A 19,310-nucleotide genomic window follows, 5' to 3' on the forward strand; every position below is an offset into this window, starting at 1 on the left:
CCATGTGGCGCACGGCATAGACCCTACCGCTGCTCACCGAACAGATGCTGGATCGGGTAATGATGTTTGATGAAGGGCGACTTGATCACGACATAGCTGAAATATTTCTCGATCCCGTAATCGCTTTCCAGCATCCCTTCGATGATCGACTGATAATGCGCCACGCCCCGCGTCACGAATTTCAGCAGATAGTCGTATCCGCCGCTCACCAGATGACATTCGACGATCTCGTCCAGCTTGCGGATGCGGGTCTCGAACCGCGAAAAGTCGCCCGCGCGATGCTCCGTCAGCGTGACTTCGGTAAAGACCGTCAGATATTCGCCCAGCTTGTGCAGGTTGATATGCGCGCCATAGCCGGTGATATAGCCCGCCTTCTCCAGTCGCTTGACGCGGGTTAGGCACGGGCTGGGCGACAGGCCGACCGCATCGGCCAGCTCGACATTGGTGATGCGGCCTGATTGCTGAAGCTGCGTCAGGATCTTGAGGTCGATCCTGTCCAGTCTGGGTCCGCCCAACATATGCCTTGCTCCCCGTTTCTTATCCCAGCGCCGCGCGAATATCCGCTTCTTCCAGCATATCGTCTAGCGTTTTGCGGATACGCGCGAAGATCTCGTCCATCTCTCCATCCGACGCGCAGAGCGCCGGGGCCAGCCCGATGATATTGTCGGCAAAGGCGCGGAAGATGACGCCATTGTCATAGGCTTTGGCGAACAGCCGGTCGGCCAGTTTCAGCGCGGGATCGAAGCGCGTCTTGCCGCCCTTGTCCGCGACCAGTTCGATCGCGCCCAGCAGGCCCCGCCCGCGCGTGTCGCCCACCATCGGATGATCCGCGATCCCCGCCAGCCCCGCGTCGAAGCGCGCGGCGACCTTCTGCCCGTTCGCTAATATGCCACCATCGGTATAGAGCCGCAGCACTTCCAGCCCCACCGCCGCGCTCACCGGATGGCCCGAATAGGTCGCGCCATGGCCGATCGCGACATCGGGCGCCGCGCCATCGGCGATACCCTGATAGACTTTGTCCGACATCAGCAGCGCGCCCATCGGCACGTAACCGGCGGTGAGGCCCTTGGCGACGGTCATCAGGTCAGGCGACACATCTTCCGCTTCGCAGGCGAACATCGGGCCGGTGCGGCCGAACGCCGTTATCACCTCGTCTGCGACCAGAAGGATGTCGAGTTCGTCGCAGGCCTGCCGCATGGCCTTGAGCCAGCCAACCGGCGGCACGATAACCCCGCCCGATCCCTGGATCGGCTCGCAGAAGAAAGCGGCGACATTGTCGGCCCCCAGTGCCGCGACCTTGTCCTTCAATTCCTGCACCGACCGGGCGATGATCGCGGCGTCGTCGCCTTCCAGGTCGCTGCGATAGGGGTAGGGCGATGCGATATGATGCTGCCAGCGCAGCGGCAGGTCGAAATTGCGATGGAAATTGGTCAGCGCCGTCAGCCCCGCGCCGGTGCTGCTCGATCCATGATAGCCACGCTCCAGCGCGATGCACTGCTTCTTCGCCGGCTTGCCGATCGCATTATAATAATGGGTGATATAGCGGACGGCGGAATCCACCGCATCCGACCCGCCCAGCGTGAAATAGACATGGTCCAGCCCCTCGGGGCTCAGGTCGACCAGCCGCTGCGCCAGCCGCGCGGCGGGTTCGCTGCCGAAATGGAAATAGCCCGTCGCATAGGGCAGGCGGCGCATCTGCTCGGCCGCTGCCTCCACGATGCTGTCCTGACCATAGCCGACATTGACGCACCATAGCCCGGCAAAGGCGTCCAGCAGTTCGCGGCCGTCCATGTCCGTCAACCACATGCCCTTGCCGCTTTGCAACATGGTCGCACCGCGCGCTTCATGGGCGCGGAAGGACGTGACCGAATGGATCAGATGATCGCGGTCGATGTCCAGCAGGGATCGGTTGGATTGGTGCATCGTCGGGTCGCTCGCCATGGTGGTTATGCGGTCAGCCTATCCCCCATGCTGCGGGGCGATAGCCCGATATGGTGGGACCAGGCACCATCGCTCTCCGTAATCGCAAAGTGCCGCAGCATATTATGCCGCTGTCCTACAGGATGCCTGCCATGCCACCATATCCCGTTTGATCGTGGGGAACGTTCCTCACGAATTTGCTCATGACCAGATTGGGGATGTAAACATGGATGCTCATAGACAAGGCGATAGTGCCCCGGCGAAGGCCGGGGTCCAGTTCCAGGCTCCCGGCTGGACTCCTGCCTCACCGTGGAACACGAGGCTTGGCTGTCATCCAGCTCAGCGGCACCACCAGCTTTTTGATAGGATCAGCCGCGCGCAACAAAATGTCGAAATCGGCGGGAAATGTGCGAAGTTAAGCGTCCCGCCGATATCGTCTGTCAGCTCAGCGCGTCGGCAATCGCCTTGCCGCACTGCTCGGTATTGGCCGTGCCCTTCAGGTCGCCGGTGCGCAGGCCCGGCTCCGCCAGCACCGTCTCCACTGCCCGCATGATCGCGGCGGCGGCCTCCGCTTCGCCCAGATGCTCCAGCATCATCGCCGCCGACCAGATCTGCCCTACCGGATTGGCTACTCCCAAGCCCGCGATGTCGGGCGCGGACCCATGGACCGGCTCGAACAGGGAAGGGTGCGTGCCGTCCGGGTTGATATTGCCCGAAGGCGCGACCCCAATCGTGCCGGTGCAAGCGGGGCCAAGGTCGGACAAGATATCGCCGAACAGGTTGGACGCCACGACCACATCGAACCGGTCGGGGTTCAGCACGAACTGCGCGGTTAGAATGTCGATATGATATTTGTCATGGGTGACGGTCGGATAATGTTTCGCCATCTCTACCACCCGCTCGTCCCACCACGGCATGGTGATCGCTATGCCGTTCGACTTGGTCGCCGACGTGACATGTTTGCGGTCCCGCGTCGCCGCCAGGTCGAAGGCGTAACGCAGCACCCGGTCGGTGCCATGCCGGGTCATCACCGTTTCCTGGATCACGATTTCGCGATCGGTGCCGGGAAACATCTTGCCGCCGACGGAGCTATATTCGCCCTCGGTATTCTCCCGCACGACCCAGAAATCGATGTCGCCCGGCTCGCGGCCCACCAGCGGGCAGGGGACGCCGGGCATCAGCCGCACCGGGCGCAGATTGACATATTGGTCATATTCGCGCCGGAACTGGAGCAGCGATCCCCACAGCGACACATGATCCGGCACCGTATCGGGCCAACCCACTGCGCCGAAGAATATGGCGTCGGGCTTGCCGATCCGTTCCTTCCAGTCGTCCGGCATCATCTGGCCGTGCTTGGCATAATAGTCGCAGCAGGCGAAATCCTGCCAACTCTGGGTAATGCTGAACCCATAAAGGCTCGCCGCCTGCTCCAGCACGCGAATGCCTTCGGGCATGACTTCCTTGCCGATCCCGTCGCCGGGGATCACGGAAATGGCGTAGGTGCGGTTGCTTGCGGACATAACATACTCCGTTCGCCCTGAGCCTGTCGAAGGGCTTTTTTGTCTTGAGAAGTAGAGGGCTTCGACAGGCTCAGCCCGAACGGGGGAAAGGCGGTTCTTAAAGCTTCAACCCCGCAATATGGAACGCCTTGGTTTCCAGATATTCCTCGATCCCCGCATGCGCCCCTTCGCGGCCCAGGCCGGACATCTTGACCCCGCCGAACGGCGCGCATTCCATCGCGATCGCCCCGCTGTTCAGCGCCACCATGCCCGCCTCCAGCCGCTCCGCCACGCGGAAGGCGCGATGCAGATTCTCGGTATAGAAATAGGCGGCCAGACCGTAGCTGGTGGCGTTGGCGAGTTCGATGCCTTCCTCTTCATGGGTGAAGCGGAACAGCGGCGCGACCGGCCCGAACGTCTCTTCCTCCGCCAGCCGCATGGCCCGCGTCGCCCCGGTCAGGACGACCGGTGTCGCGAACCGATCGCCCGTCGCCCCCTGCGGCGCCTGCGCAAACAAGGTCGCGCCGTGCGCCAACGCATCGTCCACATGCGCCTTCACTTTGTCGGCCGCCGCGACGTTGATCAGCGGCCCGATCGTGCTGCCCGGCACATCACCCGGCGCGATCCGCAGGTCCGACACTGCCTTGGCCAGCTTCTGCGCAAACTGCTCGTACACGCCGTCCTGCACCAATATGCGGTTCGCGCAGACGCAGGTCTGCCCGGCATTGCGGAATTTGCTGACCATCGCGCTGGCGACGGCAACATCGATATCAGCATCGTCGAACACGATCAGCGGCGCATTGCCACCCAGTTCAAAACTGACCCGCTTGATCGTGTCGGCGCATTGCCGCATCAACAACGCGCCTACCCGCGTCGATCCTGTAAAGGACAATTTGCGTACGACGGGGCTGGCCGTCAGCGCTCCGCCGATCGCGGTCGGCATGCCGGTGACCACATTGAACACGCCCGCCGGGAAACCCGCTTCCTCCGCCAGCTTCGCCAGCGCCAGCGCGGTGAAGGGCGTCAGTTCGGACGGCTTGACCACCACCGGGCAACCCGCCGCCAGGGCAGGCGCGCATTTGCGGGTGATCATCGCCGCCGGGAAATTCCATGGCGTGATCGCCGCCGACACGCCGACCGGCTCCTTCATCACCAATATGCGGCGATCGGCTTCGGGCGCGGGGATGATACCGCCATCGACCCGGCGCGCTTCTTCCGCGAACCATTTGATGAAGCTGGCGGCATAGCGGATCTCGCCCTCCGCCTCGGCGATCGGCTTGCCCTGTTCGGCGGTCATGATGCGGCCCAGATCGCCGACATTGTCCAGCACCAACGCGTGCCAGCGTTCCAGGACGGCGGCGCGATCGGCGGCGGTCCGCGCCTTCCAGGCCGGGAAGGCCGCCTCGGCCGCCGCGATGGCGGCCTGCGTATCGGCCTCCCCGCAATCGGGCACGGTGCCGATGATCGCGCCGGTGGCGGGATTGTCGACCGGCAGGCTCGCACCCGAAGTCGCGCCGACCCAGGTTCCGCCGATGAAGGCGCGTTCGATGAACAGCGTGGGATTGTTGAGGCTAAGGGTCATCCGAGCGCCTGCGTGGTAAGGGAAAAGGTCGTGACCATGGGATCGCTGGCCGGTGCAGGCCCGCGCACCATGCGCATCACCCGGCCGACACACGGCAGGCCCAACTCATCCAGCCAGCCGCCCAATCCGCTTTCCTCCGGCACGTCCAGGCGGCAGAACATGCCGCTATTGGACCCCAGCCAGTGGGATATCAGCGCCTTGGCCCCACCCGTGTCGGGCGCAATCGTCGGCCCGACGACATAGCCGCGCCCAAATCGCCGAAACAGCGCAAAGCCCACCGGCTCGTTGTGCCGGGTCAGCACCACGCCCTGCGCGCCCGGCACCAACGCATCGAGCAACGCATCGCGATCCATCCCCGTAGCCCGTCGCGCCAGATCGCGCAGCGTCGCCATATCCTTGACGCCCAGCGGGCGGACCCGTTCGTCGGGGATCAGCTCCGCCATCGGCACGGCAAAGGCCGCGCCCTGATGCTGGAACACCGGGCCGATGGGTTCAAACCCCATCTTGCGATAAAGCGGCGCGCCCTCGTCGGTGGCGTTCAGCAATACCGTCCGCGACCCCAGATCGCCCAGCACCGCGTCCATCAACCGTCGGCCAAGGCCCATGCCCTGCGCCTGGGGCGACACGATGACCATCCCAAGCGTCGCGGCATCCTGCCCATATAGCCACGCCATCGCGGTGCCCACCACCACGCCGTCGCGCTCGACGACATAGCCGAAACCCAGGCCGAACAGCATCTCCCAATCCTCGATCCGGTGCGGCCATTTCTGCTCGCTCGATAGCATATGGGCGGCGGCCAGATCGTCCGGCGTCATGCGCCGCAGGTCCACCATCGCCTCTATATCTGTCGCCATGCATCTTGCTCCTCGGCGGGGAAGGGGCGCCCGCCTGCTTACAATGGGAATCGTCTATGATCGACTATTAGCGGGCGGCCCTAAGCATTGGCTGCTGCCTTCACCCTGATTTTGGAAGATTATCGCGCGGATTTTCCCGCGCAACTGCAACACATGCCGTCGCTCGCCCCTATTGTGGCGGGCGACTGCCGAAAAAGGAGACACGCGCCGTGGACGGTTTCGACCCCGATCAGATCAGCCTGCCGCAGGCGAATAATTTCATCGGCGGGCGCCGGGTCGCCGGACGGGGACCGGCGATCGTCGTGCGGCGGCCGTCCGACGGCCGTATCCAGGCGGACCTCGACAGCGTCGATGCGGACCAACTCGCCCAGGCCGTCGAAGACGCGCAGCAGGCCTACAAGACCAGCGGCTGGGCGCAGAGCGACCCGCGCGCCCGGATGAAGGTGATGCGCCGCTGGGCCGACCTGATCGAAGCGGACGCCGCCACGCTGGCCCCGCTCGAAGCGCTGGGGTCCACCCGGATGCTCAAGGAAATCAACGTCTGGGACTTGAGCTATACCGCCGAAACCATCCGCTTCTTCGCCGAATGGGTGGACAAGGTGGGCGGCGAAGTCGCGGCGACCACGCCCGACAAGCTGGGCCTCACCATCACCGAACCCTATGGCGTGGTCGCGGCGATCGCACCCTGGAACCTGCCGCTGGTGATGGCGGGATGGAAGATCGCGCCCGCCATCGCGGCGGGGAACAGCATCGTGCTCAAGCCCTCGGAAATAACGCCCTTCAGCATCGTGCGATTGGCCGAACTGGCGATCCAGGCCGGGCTGCCCGCAGGCATCTTCAACATCGTGCAGGGCGATGGCCGCAGCGTCGGCGACCCGTTGGTCCGTCGTCCCGAAGTGGCGAAGGTTACCTTCACCGGCTCCACCCGCACCGGCGCCGCGATCATGGCGGCCTGCGCGCAAACCGGGCCAAAGCCGGTCACGCTGGAACTGGGCGGCAAAAGCCCGCAGATCATCTTCGCCGACGCCGGGCTTGACCAGGCGTCGGCCCTGGTCGCCCGCGCCATCACGCTCAATGCCGGGCAGGTCTGCGTTGCCGGATCACGCCTGCTGGTGCAGGACAAGGTCGCCGACCAGGTAATCGACCGCCTCCTCACCGCCTTCGATGCGCATAAGGCAGGACCGACCTGGGCGGCGGACACGACGCTGGGGCCGATCATCTCGGACGGCCAGCTCGACCGGATCGACGGCATCGTCGCGCGCGCGATCGCATCGGGCGCGCAGGCGCTGACCGGCGGCGGCCGCGCCACCGCACCGCAGGAGGGCAGCTATTTCGCCCCGACCCTGCTCGCCAACGTCGACCAGAAAAGCGAAGCCGTGCAGGGCGAAATCTTCGGCCCGGTCCTGACCGTCCAGACCTTCGCCGATGAGGAGGAGGCTTATGCGCTCGCCAATGACAGCGACTATGGCCTCGCCGCGGGCGTTCATACCGGCGACCTCAGCCGCGCCCTGCGTGCGACCCGTGCGCTCGAAGCCGGCACCATCTGGGTCAACCGCTATGGCCGCAGCAACGACTTCATCCTGCCCACCGGCGGTTACAAGCAATCGGGCATCGGCAAGGATCTGGGCCGCGAAGCCTATATGGCGAACCTCAAGACGAAGGTCGCCTTGATCGAATTCTAAGATCCGAACCCATCACTGGCGGCCAGGGCATCCAGATCGCGTGCGCCGTGGACGACACGTACGACCACGATGTCCTCGCCGGAAAACAGATAATAGGCAGCATAGCTACCATGAAGCAGCGTGCGCAGCCCCGCTGCCAGATGATCGCGAGGCGGGCCGGACAAGGGGAATTCTTCCAACCGCATCAATGCTGTTTGCACCGATCGAATGTAGCGGGTCGCCCGCTCTTCCGATGACGCCATGGCGATGTGCAACCAGATGTCCGCCAAATCGGCTTCCGCTGTTTCGGTCAGGCGGATCAAGTATCGGCCAATAACGCCCTCCCGCGTGCAACGATCGCATCGGTGTCAAACGGCACGAGTCGACCGGCACCGATATCGGCCAGCCCCTTGGCTATATCGTTCCGGAGCGCTTCCAATTGCTGGACCTGTTGGCTGCGTTTGGCCTTAAGATCACGGATCGCCTCCCGCACCACTTCACTCGTCGACGCATAGTCGCCCGTCTCGACGATGCTTTTGACGAACGCCGCCATTTCGGCGGGCATCGTCACCGTCATTCGCTCGATCGTTGACATGGCCATTCTCCTCACGATCATACTTTATCATATTTATGAGGATATGCCAGACCAGCCGGACATGTCAGCCCGCCGCAAACCGCCCGATGCGATAGGGCGTCATGGGAATATCCGTCGTGCCCGTCGCGATGATCTCCGCCATCGTCTCGCCCACGCCCGGCCCGATCTGGAATCCCGACCCCGAAAAGCCGAAGGCATAATAAAGCCCGCTGGTCGTCGCGCTCGGCCCCATCACCGGCTGGCTGTCGGGCATATAGCCCTCGATCCCCGACCAGACCCGGATGATGTTGAGCCTGCCCAGCGAAGGCGCGAGCCTGCGGATCTGCTTCAACTGGCTCAGCGTATTTTGCGGCTCGACATAGGCGCGATACTGGTCGGGAAAGGATGGCCCGCGCGTACTGCCGCCCAGCACGATATTGCCGCGCGCGACCTGTCGGAAATAGACCGTCTCCTCCTCGATCGGCGTCATCACCCCGACGGCGGGAAGGATGGCATAGGGCACCGGTTCGGTGACACTCATATTGGGGCCGCGCGGCACGATCGGCACCGGTTCGCCGAATTGGCTGGACAGCGCATTGCCCCATGCCCCCGCCGTCACCAGCAAGGTGGGCGCGCGAAACGTCCGCCCGTCCGCTGCGGTAACGATGAAATCCTCGCCCACCTTCTGCGCGTCCACGATCTTCGTATTTTCGTGGATTACCGCGCCCATCCGCTGCGCCGCGCGAGCGAAGGCGGGGGCGGCAAGCCGCGGATTGGCATGCCCATCGGTCGGGGAATAGGAACCCGCCAGCACATCCGCCCCGAAAAAGGGGAATTTGTCGCGCAGCGCATTGCCGCTCAGCAATTCCAGGTCCAGCCCTTCCTCGCGCGCCTGCGCTGCATAATCCTCCATCGACCCGACCAGTTCGGGCCGTTCGCGATAGCAAACGCGGATGTGCCCCGACTGAAGATATTCGACGTCCGCGCCCAACAGTTCGCGCGACTTGCGCCAGATGGCGATGGCGCGGTTGGCCAGCGGCAACTGGTGGATCGCGCGACCCTGTCGCCGGACGTTGCCGAAATTGGTGCCGCTCGCCTGCCGCCCGATCAGGTCGGTTTCCAGCAAAGTGACCGAAATCCCATGCCCGCGCAGGAACAGCGCGGCGGACGATCCCATCAATCCGCCGCCCACGATGATGACGTCGCTGGCCGCGCTCATTGGTCGTCTCCGATCGCGATGGGCAACGGCTTGACCGGCGCCTGCCCGCGCAAGCGCCCGACCTGTTCGACCGGCACCCCACTTTCCGCAGCGATCAGCTCGGCGGCGGCCAGCCCGCAATAACGCCCCTGACACCGCCCCATGCCGACCCGGCTGAATGCCTTGGCGCGGTTCGCCTCCTTCGCACCTGTCTCGCGCATCACCGCGCGCAGGTCGCCCGCGCTCACCCCCTCGCACCGGCACAGGATCGCGTCGTCGGGCAAGGCGCTCGCCTGCGCTGCGGGCCAGGGGAAAGCCGTGGCCAGCCCCCGCGCGAATTTGGCATAGGTCGCCACATCGCCCCGCAGGCTCGTCATCTCGCCCTTGTCGATCGGCAGTCCCAAATCAGCCAAAGCCGCCAAGGCCGCCAGCCGTCCGCTTGCCTCGGCCGATCGCGCGCCCAATATCTTCGCGCCGTCGCCCGCCAGATATATGCCAGCGACGCTCGATCGCCCATCACCGTCGCGCTGCGGCAACCATTGCCGCGTGCCCGGATCGAAGGCGAAATCGCAGCGCGCCAGATCGGCCAGCTGGGTTTCGGGCCGCAAATGATGCCCCATTGCCACCGCGTCGCAGGCAATCGTCTCCACCTTGCCCGACCCCGTGCGAAACCGGATGCCGCCGACCCCGGCGTCGGCATCGCCCATGATCTCGATCGGCGTCACGCCATGATGCACCGCCACGCCCGCGCGCGTCAGCGTCCGCGTCAGCGCCACGCCGTTCCACAACACCGACGGCATCGCCAGCAGGTCGGGCAAAGCCCTGACCCGTGCGCTGAACGGCACGGTATCCAGCACCGCCGCCACGTCCGCCCCGGCCTCCGCATATTGGCTGGCGACCAGGTAGAGCAGCGGCCCGGATCCCAGAAACACGACCCTGCGTCCGATCGACACCGCCTGGCTCTTGAGCGCGACCTGCGCCCCGCCCAGACTATAGGCCCCCGCATATTGCCAGCCCTTGACCGGCATCAGCCGATCGGTCGCCCCGGTGCACAGCAACAGCGCATCGAACGGGATAGCGTCCTGAACTGTCTAACTCGCTGTCCACACTTGCCCGCCCGCAATGTTCCAGACCAGCGTTTCGGGCCGGTAATCGATCGCGCCTTTCAGCCCATCGAACGTCTCATGCAACGCCCGCGCCCGCCCGGCTTCGGTGCCATAAAGCTTCGCATAGGGCCGCTTGAAATTGTCGGGTTGGCGGCGATAGATCTGCCCGCCATCGCGCCGCCCTTCGTCGATGACGATGGGGCGGATGCCCGCCTGCACGCAGGCCTGCGCCGCGCGCGTCCCCGATGGTCCTGCGCCGATGACGATTATCCGTGGGCTGGCCATGACGCCTCCGGCTGGCTGGTGAGAATGCGCTGGCCTGGTGCAGCCAGCGTGGAGCAGGCGCGCAGGCGATCGCCACTCTCGGTCCATACCCAGCAATCCTGGCACGCGCCCATCAGGCAGAAACCCGCGCGCTTCTCCGGGCCGAACTCGCTCTGCCGCAACCGGCCGCCCGCGCTCAGCATGGCGACCATCAGCGTGTCGCCCTTCAGCGCGGCGACGGGCGCACCATCGACATGCAGGATCACAGGCGGGCGGTCGGTTTCGCCCAAACGTACAAAGCGGCTCATGACGCGACCAAGCTTTCGTCTCCCAAATGACACAGGATGCGGCTGCCCTTATCCAGCGGACGGCGCGGCGGTGGCGTGACGTTGCACAGGCCGTCCATCCGCGCGGCGCAGCGCGGCAGAAACCGGCAGAGGTCGGGATGGTCGCCCGCATGTCCGATCGGTGGCGGCATAGCACCGGCATGGCTTTCCTCCAGCCACCCCGCCCGCATCTCCGGCACCGATCCGATCAGCAGGTCGGTATAGGGGTGGAACGGTGCGGCGGCAAACGCGGTACGCGGTCCCGTCTCGACCATCGTCCCTGAATAAAGCACCAATATGTCGTCGCAAATGGCGCGCACTGTGGAGATATCATGGCTGATGAACATCGTCGCGATGCCCAGTTCGCGGCGCAGTTCCGCCATCAGATCCAAAATGGCCGCACCCACCACCGTATCCAGCGCCGACGTCACTTCATCGCACAATATGATCTGCGGATCGGCCGCCAGTGCGCGGGCCAGGTTGATGCGCTGCTTCTGCCCGCCCGACAGGCCACCGATCGGTCGATCGATCAGCGTCGCGGGCAGGCGAATGAGGTCCAGCAGTTCCAACACCCGCAAATGGGCGGCATTGCCCTTCAACCCATGATAGAAAGTCAGCGGCCGCTGCAATATCTGCCCCACGCTGTGCGCGGGATTGAGCGCGGTGTCGGCATTCTGGAAGACCAGCTGGACTCGGCGGAACTGCTCGCGACTGCGGCCTTGCAATCCGGGCGGCAGAGGCTCGCCGTCCAGCAGTACCTGGCCTCTCGCGGGCGGCAACAGCCCGGCGATGACCCGCGCGATGGTCGACTTGCCCGACCCGCTTTCGCCGATCACGCCCAAAGTCGCGCCGCGTTCGATCGTCAGGTTGATGTCGCGCAACACGGGTATGCGCGGGCGGCCATCCTTGCCGATCTTGCCATAACCCGCCGTCATGCCCCGGATTTCCAGCAGCGGCGCGGCGGGCAGGTCGGCCTTGGGCGGCGACGGGCGGATCGCAGGCCGCGCGGCGGCCATCAACGTCCTTGTGTAATCATCTGCCGGCGCATGTAGTATCTGCGCGGCGGTCCCCGCCTCCTGGATGCGCCCCTGGCTCAGCACGACGATCTGGTCGGCCATCTGCGCCACGACCGCCAGATCATGGGATACATAGATGGCGGTCGCGCCGCGCTCCAGCACCACGGCCTTGAACGCGCGCAGCACTTCGATCTGCGTCGTGACGTCCAGCGCGGTGGTCGGTTCGTCCAATATCACCAGTTCGGGGTCGGTGATCAGCGCCATCGCCGCCATCAGTCGTTGCAACTGCCCGCCCGACAATTGATGCGGATAGCGCGCGCCGATCGTGTCGGGGAAGGGCAGGGCGAGCGCGCGGAACAGTTCCACCGCCTTCGCCTCGGCGTCGCCACGCCGCATCAAACCGTGGATCAGCGCAGGCTCCACCACCTGGTCCATGATCGTGCGTGACGGGTTGAATGCCGACGCGGCGCTCTGCGCGATATAGGCGATGCGGTTGCCGCGCAATTGCGCCAGCTCGGTGCGATCCAGCGCCGTGATCTCGGCGTCGCCCACGCGGATCGATCCGCCCGCGATGCGCGCGCCCGGCCGGGCATGGCCCAGCAGCGTCAACGCGATCGTCGTCTTGCCCGACCCGCTTTCCCCGATCAGCGCCAGCACCTCGCCGCGTTTCAGCGCGAAGCCGATGCCGCTGACGATCGGAAAGACCGCCCCCGCCGCATTGCGCGCGGTGACGACCAGGTCCTTCACTTCGACATGGGGCCTCTTGCTCATCGGCCTTTCCCCCGTCCCGGCAGCGCGTCGATCAGCAGGTTCACGCCGACCGTCAGCGTCGCGATCGCCACCGCCGGCGCCACGATCGCGAGTGCGCCTTCGCCCAGCCCTGAAATATTCTCGCGCACCAGCGACCCCAGGTCCGCGTCGGGCGGCTGCACGCCCAGCCCCAGGAAAGACAGGCCCGACAGCAGCAAGACGATGAACACGAAGCGCAGGCCGAAATCGGCCAGCAGCGGGTGGATCATGTTGGGCAATATTTCGGCGATCGCGATATGCAATCGCCCTTCGCCCCGCGCCCGCGCCACCTGCACATAATCCATCTGCGCCAGATTCACCGCCAGCGCGCGGGCGATGCGATAATTGCCCGGCACATAGGTGATCGCCGCGATCAACAGCAACAGCGGCAGCGACGATCCGAAAGCGGCCACCAGCACCAGCGAGAAGATCTTGGACGGGATGGAAATCAGCATGTCCATGAAGCGCGACAGCGGCTCGTCCACCTTCGCGCCGCCGACGGCCGCCGTCAGCGCCAGCGCGGTTCCTGTCGCACTCGCCAGCATCGCCGCCGCCGCCGCCAGCCCCACCGTATAGCGCGCGCCCGACAGCAACCGGCTCAGCACGTCGCGGCCGAGATAGTCGCTGCCCAGCCAGTGCGCCGCCGACTGCCCGTCGAACACATCATAGGCCACGAACGCGCCCACCGGATAGGGCGCCAGCATCGGTCCGACCAGCGCGACAGCCAGCCAGAAGAGGACCAGCGCCAGCCCGACCTTGCCCGACAAAGGCAGGGCTTTGGCCCTACGGAAAGCCGAACCCATCATTGCGCGCGCAGCCTGGGGTTGGCGAGGATCGCCGTGACATCCGCGATCAGCATCAGCAGGAGGTAGGCGGCGCAAAATATCATCGCGCAGGCCTGCAACAACGGCATGTCGCGGCTGGTGACGGCATTGACCATCAGGCTGGCGAGGCCGGGATAGTTGAAGATCGTCTCCACGATCACCGCGCCGCCCAGCAGGTAGGACAGGCTCAGCGCCACGGCGTTGACGATCGGCGCGATCGCGTTGGGCATGATGTGGCGCAGCACGACCTGCACCGGCGCCACGCCTTTCAGCACCGCCATTTCGACATAGGGCCGGTCCATCTGGTCGATCACCGCTGCGCGCGTCATCCGCGCCATCTGGGCGATCACGATGACGCTCAGCGTCAGGATCGGCATCGCCACGCCGGGCAGATAATCCCCCCATGCCATATCGTCCGACACCAGGGCGATGGACGGCAGCCAGCGCAGCTTCACCGAAAAGAGCAGCACCGCGATCGTCGCGACCAGAAATTCGGGCACCGCGACCATGGACAGGGTGGCGATATTGAGCGCCCGGTCGATCCGACCACCTCGGTTCATCGCCGATCCGATGCCGATCGCCAGCGCCACCGGCACCGCCACCAGTGCGGTCAGCGCCGCCAGCAGCAGGCTGTTGGGCAGGCGGCTGGAAATCACCTCCGCCACCGGCATGTTGGCGACCATCGACTGGCCCGGATCGCCGCTCACCATGCCGGTGAGCCAACTAGCGTAGCGGACATAGGCCGGGCGATCGAGGCCCATCTCATGACGCAGCGCCGCGACCTGTTGCGGTGTGGCGCTTTGCCCCAGCGCTTCCTGCGCCGCGTCGCCGGGCAGCAATTGCGCGATGACGAAGATCGTCACCGACACCAGCAGCAATGTGAGCAAAGACGACGCGAAACGTCTGGCGATCAGGCTCAGCGCGGCCTGCATGCCGCTGCGGGACGGCGCGCCCGCCATCAGCCTTCCCACCAGACATGCTCCGCGAACTGATAGCCCATCAGGCCGCCCAGCGACACGGGATACAGCCCCTTCAACCGCCGGTCATAGCCGTCGATCAGGCTGATGAACACCGGGATGCCGACCCCGCAATGGTCGCGGACCAGCCCCTGCATCTCGCCATAAAGCTGTTTGCGCCGCGCCTGGTCGGCCTCGCCCCGCGCCTCCAGCAGCAGCCGGTCGAAACGCGGATTCTTCCATCCGCTCTCGTTCCAGGCCGCGTCCGATTTGTAGAACAGGCTGAACAGCAGGTCGGCGGTCGGCCGTGGGTTGGTGTTGCCGAAGCCCAGCGGATGCTTCATCCAGTGGGTCGACCAGTATCCGTCCGCCGGTACCCGGTTGACCGCCAGCTTCAACCCCACGCGCGACCCATATTCCTGCAATATCGACGCCATGTCGACCGATCCGTCGGCGGCGGGCGACGCATAGATCGGCAGGCGCACGCCGGTCAGCCCCGCGCGCTGCAAATGCCATTTCGCCTTGTCCAGGTCGAGCGACCGCTGCGGCAGATCGGCGCGATAGTAGGGGTGGAAGGGCGGGATCGGCTGGTCGTTGGCGATCGTCGCATAGCCACGATACAGCGCCCGCTTGATGAGCGGCCGGTCGATCAGATATTTCATTGCCGCCACGAAATGCGGATTGCCGGTCGGCAATTGGCGCTGCTGCATGATGAGATTGGTGTAGAGGCCCGACTGGGTTTCCAGCAGCGCATGGCCGCGCGACGCCATGATGCGCTTGGTCGATCGCGGATTGACCGCGATCACCAGATGGACGTCCCCCGACAATAGCGCATTGACCCGGCTGACCTCGTCGGGAATGCCGATCAGCTCGATCTCGTCCAGATAGGGTTTGCCCGGCTTCCAATAATGGGGGTTGCGCCGCGCCAGCGTGCGGACGCCGGGCCGGAACTGCGCACATATATAGGGACCGGTGCCGTTCGCGATGCTGAAATCGCGCGTCCCCGCCTTGAGGATCAGGAAATGCGACTGGGCCAGAATCGCGGGCAGATCGGCATTGGGACCGATCAGCGTGATGACGACATCCCGGTTCCCCGCCGCCTTCACCTGCGCGAACTGTTCGGCGATCGGCGCCATCTTCGATCCCGTCGCCGCATCCTTGTGTCGCAGCAGCGACCAGACGACGTCCTGCGCGGTCAGGCTCGCGCCGTCGTGAAAGGTGACGCCCTTGCGCAGGCGCACATGCCACACGGTCTGGTCGCTGCTCTCGATCCGCTCGGCCAGCGCGGGGCGGGCGACCAGATGCCGGTCCATCTCGGTCAGGCCGCTATAGAACATATGATGGCGCACATAGTCGGTCGACAGCGCACCCTTGGCCGGGTCCAGCGTATCGGCGGTCGAGCTGGACAGGCTGGCGACGCGGATGCGTCCGCCCCGGCGCGGCTGGCTGGCCGCCCACGCGCCATCGGGCAGCAGCAGCCCCGCGCCCAGGCCAAGCCCCGCACCGATCATCTCGCGCCGGGAAAAGGGCGGCTGTCCATCCATCAATGGATCACATCCTGCCATTTATACCACAGTCCCACCAGCGGCAGGAACCAGGGCTTGCCGAAATGGCCCGGCACGCTCGGCCAGTCGAGACCATCCCACGGATTGGCGGATGGCTCCCCGCTCATCACCCGCGCCATCATCTGCCCCATATGGGTCGCCATTTGCACGCCATGGCCGCTATAGCCCATGGAATAATAGAGCCCGTCCTGCTCCCCCGCGCGCGGCAGGCGGTCGGCGGTCAGGTCGACCATCCCGCCCCATACATGGTCCACGCCCACGTCCTTAAGGGCCGGGAACATATCGCCCATCGCCTTCTCAAGGATGCGCCCGCTCTTGGCGTCCGACCGGGGATTGCTGATCGCAAAGCGCGCCCGCCCACCGAAGATCAGGCGATTGTCGGGCGTCAGCCGGAAATAATTGCCGATATTCTTGCTGGTCACATAATTGCGCCGTCCCGGCAGCAGCCGGTCGATCAGCGCGTCGTCCAGCGGCTCGGTCGCGATGATGAAGCTGCCAACGGATATGATCCGCCGACGGAAAAAGCCGAATGGCGCAGAGGCCGGCGCGCCGCCCGTGGCGACCAGCACCTGTTTGGCCATGATCGTCCCGCGCCCGCTCGTCACGCGCCATCCGCGCGGCTGGCGCGCCATGTCCGTGACCTCCGCCCCCTCATAGATATGCGCGCCCGCCCGCACTGCGGCTTGCGCCAGGCCCACGCCGAAGCGGCCGGGATGGACCTGCGCGCTGATCGTCTGGATCAGCGCGCCGTGGAAAGCGTCCGACCCCACTTCGTCGCGGATGCGTTCGGGCGGCACCAACCGGACATTCTGGTCCACTTCCGCCGCCAACAGATCATGCGCGCGCACCAGCTTGTCATAATGGCCAGGCTTGGCCGCCAGCTTCACCCGGCCGCAGCGATTGAAGTCGCAGTCGATGCCCTCTTCGCGCGCCAGCCGTTCGACCGTGTCGACCGCGTCGCAATGCGCGCGATAATAGGCCTTGGCGATATCTTTGTCGAACCGCGCGGACAGCGCGCCATAATCATGGGCCGTGCCATTGTTGCACTGGCCCCCATTGCGTCCCGAAGCCTCGCCTGCGACCCGCCCCGCCTCCAGCAGCACGACGCTCGCCCCTCGTCTGGCCAGCGCCAGCGCCGCCGACAGGCCGGTAAAGCCGCCACCGATGATGGCGACGTCCGCCGAACCCTCGACACCGCCCTTCGCGCCGCCGGTGAAGGGCGGCGCGCTGGCGAGCCAGTAGGAGAGGGGGAGGCGGCCATGCCGGACTTACAGCCCGACGACCGCAGGCAGACAGCCGATATGGGGGATTTCGACGTCGCGATAGAAGGGGTTGGACGGCTCATGCCCACGGCCCACGAACACGCGGCACCCGAAATGCAGGTCGGTCGCCGTATTCTGGTCGTAACGGAAGCTGGAGGAGACGTGCATCATATCCTCCGGGTTCGCGCCCAGCTGGTCGAACATATATTCGAACGCCTGCATGCGCGGTTTGTACGCCTGCGCCATCTGCGCGGTGTAGACCGCGTGGAAGGGCGCGCCGAGCTGGCCCACATTATGGTGGATCTGCTCGTTCATCGCGTTGGACAGGATCACGAGCGGTATCTTGTCGCCGATCTGGCTCAGACCGCCTGCGACATCGTCATGCGGCCCCCATGTCGGCACGGCGGCATAGACTGCATCGGCGTCGGCTTCGTTGTAAGCAACGCCCCACTTCTCGCACGTCCGGCGCAGCGAGTTGCGGATGATCTCCTGATAGGGCTCCCAATCGCCCATCACCTGATCGAACCGATAAGCGCCCCAATCCTTGCAGAAGGCGGGCAGCCTTTCCGCCGCGATGCGATCGGCCATGAAGGCGGTCGCCATCTCGGTCATGCGGAAGCGGGTCAGCGTGCCATAGCAGTCGAAGCTGATATATTTGGGCCGGAAATTGGGCATCGGCGGAACGTCCTTTGCGAGTTCTGAAATGGGCCTGCAAAGCCATGTGACAGCAGCATTACGACATGGCGGAGCCGGAACATGCATCCGATTGGCTTGGGTCGGGGCGCAGATTCGGACCTTTTATCGCATGGCTTTCGGCATAGTTTGCCGCGCTTCTTTTACAGGGACCATCAGGGCCTGAGCATAGCGGGAAAAGCCCTAGTGGCACAGGCATACGGCAGACAATGTCGCGCGCTCAATAGCCCCGGTCACGCGCGACTTCGCCATCCATCGGCAGTCCGTCGGCAAAGCGCCGGATATTGGCGATCAGCGCCCGGGCCGCGCCGTCCGGGCGGGTCATGCTGGCGACATGCGGTGTCAGCAGAATGCGCGGATGCGCCCAAAATGGGTGGTCCGTGGGCAAAGGTTCGGGATCGGCTACGTCCAGAACCGCGCCCGAAAGATGGCCTTCGTCCAGCAGGGACAGCAGATCCTGCTCCACCAGATGTCCACCGCGTCCGACATTGATCAGACCCGCACCGGCGGGCAGGTGCGACAGCGTGTCCCGGCACAAAATGCCGCGCGTTGCGTCGGTCAACGGCAACAGACAGATCAGGATATCGCATCGCGCCAGAAAGTTCGGCAGCGCCTCTTCGCCCGCATGGCAATCGACGCCGACTATCTCGCGCGGCGACCGGCTCCAGCCCGACAGGGCGAAGCCGAACGGCGCCAAAGCCTGCAACACCGCCTGCCCCAGATTGCCCAGACCCATGACGCCGATCCGCCGTTCGGTCGCGGGGACCAGCTTGATCGGCGCCCACCGCCCCTCGCGCTGCGCTTCGCTATAATCGATCAGGTTCCGGTGCAGCGCCAGCACCGCCATCGTCGCATATTCGACCATGCCCGCCGCGATGCCCGGCTCGATCATGCGGACCACGCGGATATGGGGCGGCAGGGCATCCATGTCGAACTGGTCGATGCCTGCGCCGATCGAAAACAGGATTTCCAGATGGGGTAGGCTGGCGATCAGTTCGGCCGACGGGCTCCAGGCGGCCAGATACCGGATCGTAGCGGGATCATAGGGCTGCGACGGATCGACGAAATCGACGTCCGGCGCTTCCTCGGCGAAGATATCGCGCCAGACGCGGCCGCGTGTCGGATCGGATGTGTAGAGTAGGGTCATGGATGCGCCTTCGGACAAAAAGACGCCGCCGACGCCCCCGGAGCTTGGAGGGGGAGCGTCGACGGCGATCGGGA

At 65.2% G+C, this 19,310-nt stretch carries 19 protein-coding genes; 1 reads left to right on the forward strand and 18 read right to left on the reverse strand.

Annotation, left to right across the window (positions count from 1 at the left end; all coding sequences use genetic code 11):
• Positions 1-23: 23 nt before the first annotated feature.
• From U5A82_RS00240 to U5A82_RS00260, 5 genes are all read right to left on the reverse strand, one after another.
• Complete coding sequence (locus U5A82_RS00240; protein ID WP_066855158.1) at positions 24-518, reverse strand: Lrp/AsnC family transcriptional regulator; 495 nt, start codon at positions 516-518, stop codon at positions 24-26.
• Positions 519-537: 19 nt separating this feature from the next.
• Positions 538-1,950 (reverse strand): aspartate aminotransferase family protein, encoded by a 1,413-nt coding sequence (locus tag U5A82_RS00245; RefSeq protein ID WP_442802141.1) that lies wholly within the window; start codon positions 1,948-1,950, stop codon positions 538-540.
• Positions 1,951-2,360: 410 nt separating this feature from the next.
• Positions 2,361-3,440 carry a tartrate dehydrogenase gene (locus tag U5A82_RS00250; protein WP_326287763.1) on the reverse strand — a complete coding sequence of 360 codons (1,080 nt, stop codon included), beginning with the start codon at positions 3,438-3,440 and terminating at the stop codon, positions 2,361-2,363.
• Between the two features lie 97 nt (positions 3,441-3,537).
• Entirely contained in the window at positions 3,538-5,001 is a 1,464-nt protein-coding gene (locus U5A82_RS00255; RefSeq protein ID WP_326287764.1) for an NAD-dependent succinate-semialdehyde dehydrogenase, read from the reverse strand.
• Positions 4,998-5,855 (reverse strand): GNAT family N-acetyltransferase, encoded by an 858-nt coding sequence (locus U5A82_RS00260; RefSeq protein ID WP_326287765.1) that lies wholly within the window; start codon positions 5,853-5,855, stop codon positions 4,998-5,000. Before U5A82_RS00260 ends, U5A82_RS00255 begins: the two co-directional genes overlap by 4 nt.
• A 209-nt stretch (positions 5,856-6,064) precedes the next feature.
• On the opposite strand from U5A82_RS00260, the gene U5A82_RS00265 reads away from it, so the two are divergent.
• Positions 6,065-7,537, forward strand: coding sequence for an aldehyde dehydrogenase family protein (locus tag U5A82_RS00265; RefSeq protein ID WP_326287767.1), 1,473 nt, complete (start codon positions 6,065-6,067; stop codon positions 7,535-7,537).
• Here the strand turns inward: U5A82_RS00265 and U5A82_RS00270 are convergent.
• From U5A82_RS00270 to U5A82_RS00330, 13 genes are all read right to left on the reverse strand, one after another.
• Complete coding sequence (locus tag U5A82_RS00270; protein WP_326287768.1) at positions 7,534-7,839, reverse strand: type II toxin-antitoxin system RelE/ParE family toxin; 306 nt, start codon at positions 7,837-7,839, stop codon at positions 7,534-7,536. The two genes, U5A82_RS00265 and U5A82_RS00270, sit on opposite strands and share 4 nt — an antisense overlap.
• Entirely contained in the window at positions 7,836-8,111 is a 276-nt protein-coding gene (locus U5A82_RS00275) for a type II toxin-antitoxin system ParD family antitoxin (protein WP_326287770.1), read from the reverse strand. The genes U5A82_RS00270 and U5A82_RS00275 overlap by 4 nt, the downstream gene beginning before the upstream one ends.
• Positions 8,112-8,175: 64 nt before the next feature.
• Positions 8,176-9,309, reverse strand: coding sequence for an NAD(P)/FAD-dependent oxidoreductase (locus tag U5A82_RS00280; protein WP_326287772.1), 1,134 nt, complete (start codon positions 9,307-9,309; stop codon positions 8,176-8,178).
• On the reverse strand, positions 9,306-10,364 hold the full coding sequence (locus U5A82_RS00285; RefSeq protein ID WP_326288753.1) for an FAD/NAD(P)-dependent oxidoreductase: 1,059 nt from the start codon (positions 10,362-10,364) through the stop codon (positions 9,306-9,308). The genes U5A82_RS00280 and U5A82_RS00285 overlap by 4 nt, the downstream gene beginning before the upstream one ends.
• A 15-nt stretch (positions 10,365-10,379) precedes the next feature.
• Positions 10,380-10,679 carry an NAD(P)-binding protein gene (locus U5A82_RS00290; RefSeq protein ID WP_326287773.1) on the reverse strand — a complete coding sequence of 100 codons (300 nt, stop codon included), beginning with the start codon at positions 10,677-10,679 and terminating at the stop codon, positions 10,380-10,382.
• On the reverse strand, positions 10,661-10,966 hold the full coding sequence (locus U5A82_RS00295; RefSeq protein WP_326287775.1) for a (2Fe-2S)-binding protein: 306 nt from the start codon (positions 10,964-10,966) through the stop codon (positions 10,661-10,663). The genes U5A82_RS00290 and U5A82_RS00295 overlap by 19 nt, the downstream gene beginning before the upstream one ends.
• Positions 10,963-12,771, reverse strand: a complete 1,809-nt coding sequence (locus U5A82_RS00300; protein WP_326287776.1) for an ABC transporter ATP-binding protein — start codon at positions 12,769-12,771, stop codon at positions 10,963-10,965. Before U5A82_RS00300 ends, U5A82_RS00295 begins: the two co-directional genes overlap by 4 nt.
• On the reverse strand, positions 12,768-13,595 hold the full coding sequence (locus U5A82_RS00305; RefSeq protein ID WP_326287778.1) for an ABC transporter permease: 828 nt from the start codon (positions 13,593-13,595) through the stop codon (positions 12,768-12,770). Before U5A82_RS00305 ends, U5A82_RS00300 begins: the two co-directional genes overlap by 4 nt.
• A complete protein-coding gene (locus tag U5A82_RS00310) occupies positions 13,592-14,572 on the reverse strand; it encodes an ABC transporter permease (protein ID WP_326288755.1) in 981 nt (326 codons plus the stop codon). Before U5A82_RS00310 ends, U5A82_RS00305 begins: the two co-directional genes overlap by 4 nt.
• Complete coding sequence (locus U5A82_RS00315; RefSeq protein WP_326287779.1) at positions 14,572-16,113, reverse strand: ABC transporter substrate-binding protein; 1,542 nt, start codon at positions 16,111-16,113, stop codon at positions 14,572-14,574. The genes U5A82_RS00310 and U5A82_RS00315 overlap by 1 nt, the downstream gene beginning before the upstream one ends.
• Positions 16,113-17,303, reverse strand: a complete 1,191-nt coding sequence (locus U5A82_RS00320; protein WP_326288757.1) for an NAD(P)/FAD-dependent oxidoreductase — start codon at positions 17,301-17,303, stop codon at positions 16,113-16,115. The genes U5A82_RS00315 and U5A82_RS00320 overlap by 1 nt, the downstream gene beginning before the upstream one ends.
• Positions 17,304-17,402: 99 nt before the next feature.
• Positions 17,403-18,071 (reverse strand): haloacid dehalogenase type II, encoded by a 669-nt coding sequence (locus U5A82_RS00325; RefSeq protein WP_326287780.1) that lies wholly within the window; start codon positions 18,069-18,071, stop codon positions 17,403-17,405.
• Positions 18,072-18,309: 238 nt separating this feature from the next.
• A complete protein-coding gene (locus tag U5A82_RS00330; protein ID WP_326287781.1) occupies positions 18,310-19,236 on the reverse strand; it encodes a 2-hydroxyacid dehydrogenase in 927 nt (308 codons plus the stop codon).
• Positions 19,237-19,310: the final 74 nt, after the last annotated feature.

The sequence above is a fragment of the Sphingobium sp. CR2-8 genome, assembly GCF_035818615.1.
Taxonomy (GTDB): domain Bacteria; phylum Pseudomonadota; class Alphaproteobacteria; order Sphingomonadales; family Sphingomonadaceae; genus Sphingobium.